This is a genomic window from Streptomyces sp. NPDC057543, assembly GCF_042801895.1.
Taxonomy (GTDB): Bacteria; Actinomycetota; Actinomycetes; order Streptomycetales; family Streptomycetaceae; genus Streptomyces.
Window position 1 is genome coordinate 1 of sequence record NZ_JBHVFF010000484.1, and the last position, 3,664, is coordinate 3,664.

Genomic DNA, 3,664 nt, shown 5'->3' on the forward strand with positions numbered 1-3,664 from the left:
AGGGGCAGATCTTCGTGAAGGGCGAGGTCATCAAGACCGTGCCCGAGTCGAAGATCGTCGAGACGCTGATCGAAGAAGCCATGAAGATCGCCGAGCAGATGGAGAAGGACGGCATCGCCTCGGGCGAGCCCGAGGTCTCCGTCAGCTGAACCACGACGCCCACGACCGCGCCCCGTCGGAGGAACACCGCCCGGCGGGGCGCAGCCGTGAGCGGCCCCATGAAGCGGCCCGGACGCCGACGCCCCGGTGCACGACAGCGAGCGCGCACCAGGTCGTTATCCGGGCACGGGGCGGCGCGGACGAGGCTCTTTGGGTACAGTGCGGAAATCAGCAGACCGCATGGTGAGGCCCCCTCGTGTTGACGCAGACCACCACCCGGGTCCTCGAACCCAGCGACCTCGGCGCCGCTCTCGCCATACTGGAGAGCGAACCCGTGGTCAATGCCTTCGTGACCGCCCGGGTCCGGATCGCAGGTCTCGATCCCTGGCGCCTCGGCGGCGAGATGTGGGGCTGGTACGCCGACGGACGGCTGCGCTCGCTCTGCTACTCGGGCGCCAACCTCGTACCGATCTGCGCCACCCCCGAAGCCGTCAGGGGCTTCGCCGACCGCGCCCGCCGGGCCGGCCGCCGCTGCTCCTCGATCGTCGGCCCCGCGGAGCCCACCGCCCAGCTGTGGCGGCTGCTCGAACCCGGCTGGGGCCCCGCCCGCGAGGTCCGGGCCCATCAGCCGCTCATGGTCACCGAGAGCCTGTCCGCCGAGGTCACCCCCGACCCCCTGGTCCGCCGGATCCGAAAGGACGAGATGGACGTCCTGATGCCGGCCTGCGTGGCGATGTTCACCGAGGAGGTCGGCATCTCCCCGCTCGCGGGCGACGGCGGTCTCCTCTACCAGGCACGCGTCGCCGAACTCATCGGCGCCGGCCGCTCGTTCGCCCGGATCGAGGACGGCAAGGTCCTCTTCAAGGCGGAGATCGGCGCGGCCACCCCGCAGGCCTGCCAGATCCAGGGCGTCTGGGTCGCTCCCGAACACCGGGGCCGAGGACTCTCCGAGACCGGCATGGCGGCGGTCCTTCGCTACGCACTGGCCGACGTCGCACCCGTCGTCAGCCTGTACGTGAACGACTACAACACCCCCGCCCGCAGGGCGTACGCCAGGGTCGGTTTCCGCGAGACCGGCGCGTTCATGAGCGTGCTGTTCTGACCGGTGGCGGCCGGTGCCACCGCCCCGTACCGCCCACCCCGCCCGGGCCAGTAGGGTCGGCCCATGGCAGCAGTTTCCGGGGGCGGCCCCCACACTCCCAGCGTCCGGATCGGACCGATCGATCTCGCCGCGCGCGTGGACGAGGCGCTCGCCGTGCAGGCCGTCGCCTTCGGCCTGGGCCCGGAAGAGATCGAGGTACGGCGCCACATCGTCCTCAGACACCTCGACCACCCCTGCGCCCGCGCCCTGGGCGCCACCACCCTCGACGGCCGGCTCGTCGGCTTCGTCTACGGCATGCCGAACGAACGCGGCCAGTGGTGGTCCACCGTCGTCGAGCCCTACCTCCGCGCCACCGGCTCCGCCCACTGGCTCGACGACTCGTTCGTCATCACCGAACTGCACGTCCACCCGGCGTTCCAGAACCGTGGCATCGGCCGCATGCTGATCACCGCCGTCACGGACGCCGTCGACCAACCCCGGTCCATCCTCTCCGCGATCGACACGGACAGCCCGGCACGTGCCCTTTACCGCAGTCTCGGCTACCGGGACCTGGCCCGCCAGGTGCTCTTCCCCAGCGCTCCCAAGCCGTACGCGGTGATGGGAGCCCCGCTCCCGCTGCGTCGCAAGGGGCAGACGGGGACGGACCGACAGCCAATCGATTTCCGCCCACCCGTACCACCCGGCTAACCTCCTGCACATCACCCTTCCGAGCAGGAGTTCACCATGGTCCAGGTCCAGCGCATGTCCCGATTGATGATCAAGACACTGCGCGACGACCCGGCGGACGCCGAGACGCTCAACCACAAGCTGCTCGTCCGGGCCGGTTACGTACGCCGCACGGCGGCCGGAATCTGGACCTGGCTGCCGCTCGGCAAGAAGGTCCTGGAGAACATCACCCGCGTCGTGCGCGAGGAGATGGACGCCATCGGCGGCCAGGAAGTGCTGCTTCCCGCGCTGCTCCCCAAGGAGTCGTACGACGCCAGCGGCCGTTACGGCGAGTACGGCGATCTGCTGTTCAAGCTCAAGGACCGCAAGGGCGCCGAGTACCTCCTCGGCCCCACCCACGAAGAGATCTTCACCCAGGTCGTCAAGGATCAGATCACGTCCTACAAGGACCTGCCCGTGATCCTCTACCAGATCCAGACCAAGTACCGGGACGAGGCCCGCCCCCGCGCCGGTGTGCTGCGCGGCCGCGAGTTCCAGATGAAGGACTCGTACTCCTTCGACACCACGGACGAGGGGCTCGTCGAGGCGTACCAGCTGCACCGCGCCGCCTACATCCGGATCTTCGAGCGGCTCGGCCTCGACCACCGCATCGTCTCCGCCGTCTCCGGCGCGATGGGCGGCTCGGCCTCCGAGGAGTTCCTGGCCCCCGCCCCGGCCGGGGAGGACACCTTCGTCGACTGCCCCGCCTGCGACTACGCCGCCAACACGGAAGCCGTGACCTTCAAGGCCACCCCCGTGGACGGCTCGGCGCACGGCCCCGTCGAGGAGCTGGACACCCCCGACACCCCGACCATCGAGACGCTCGCCGCGCACCTCGGCGTCCCGGCCTCCGCGACCCTGAAGAACCTGCTGGTCAAGGTCGACGGCGAGATCGTCGCCGTGGGCGTGCCCGGCGACCGCGAGGTCGACCTCGGCAAGCTCGGCGAGCACCTCGCGCCCGCCGTCGTCGAGCTGGTCACCGCGGAGGACTTCGAGGGCCGCGCCGACCTGGTGCGCGGCTACGTCGGCCCGCAGGGTCTGGAGAAGGTCCGCTACATCGCCGACCCGCGCATCGCCGCCGGCACCGCCTGGATCACCGGCGCGAACAAGCCCGGCACCCACGCGAAGAACGTCGTCGCCGGCCGTGACTTCGAGGTCGACGACTACCTCGACGTCGTCGTCGTCGAGGAGGGCGACCCCTGCCCCAAGTGCGGCACCGGCCTCAAGCTGGACCGCGCCATCGAGATCGGCCACATCTTCCAGCTCGGCCGCAAGTTCGCGGACGCCTTCCAGCTCGATGTGCTCGGCCAGAACGGCAAGCCGGTCCGGGTCACGATGGGCTCGTACGGCATCGGCGTCTCCCGCGCCGTTGCCGCGCTCGCCGAGCAGACCGCCGACGAGCAGGGTCTCTGCTGGCCCCGCGAGATCGCCCCGGCCGATGTCCACGTCGTCGCGGCGGGCAAGGCGCTCCAGACGGAGCTGGCCCTGGACGTCTCCGAGAAGCTCGCCGACGCCGGTGTGCGGGTCATGGTCGACGACCGTGCGGGCGTCTCGCCCGGTGTGAAGTTCACCGACGCCGAGCTGATCGGCGTCCCGAAGATCCTGGTCGCCGGCCGCCGCTCGGCCGAGGGCGTCCTGGAGCTCAAGGACCGCCGCACCGGCGAGCGCGAGGAGCTCACGGTGGACGAGGCGATCGCCCGCCTCATCGCCCAGGGCTGACACCCGAACAGACACGAGGCCCCTCGCGCACCGCGCGGG

General features: G+C 70.7%; 3 protein-coding genes and 1 pseudogene. All 4 read left to right on the forward strand.

Annotated features, from left to right (window positions below):
* A pseudogene (locus tag ACFU8Q_RS40165) lies at positions 1-149 on the forward strand (4-hydroxy-3-methylbut-2-en-1-yl diphosphate synthase); the annotation flags it as partial.
* A gap of 209 nt (positions 150-358) precedes the next feature.
* Positions 359-1,201, forward strand: a complete 843-nt coding sequence (locus tag ACFU8Q_RS40170; protein WP_384464775.1) for a GNAT family N-acetyltransferase — start codon at positions 359-361, stop codon at positions 1,199-1,201.
* Positions 1,202-1,264: 63 nt separating this feature from the next.
* A complete protein-coding gene (locus tag ACFU8Q_RS40175; RefSeq protein WP_384464770.1) occupies positions 1,265-1,888 on the forward strand; it encodes a GNAT family N-acetyltransferase in 624 nt (207 codons plus the stop codon).
* Positions 1,889-1,924: 36 nt separating this feature from the next.
* The gene (locus ACFU8Q_RS40180) at positions 1,925-3,625 is read left to right on the forward strand and encodes a proline--tRNA ligase (protein WP_384464772.1); all 1,701 of its coding nucleotides are present in this window, start codon (positions 1,925-1,927) and stop codon (positions 3,623-3,625) included.
* Positions 3,626-3,664: the final 39 nt, after the last annotated feature.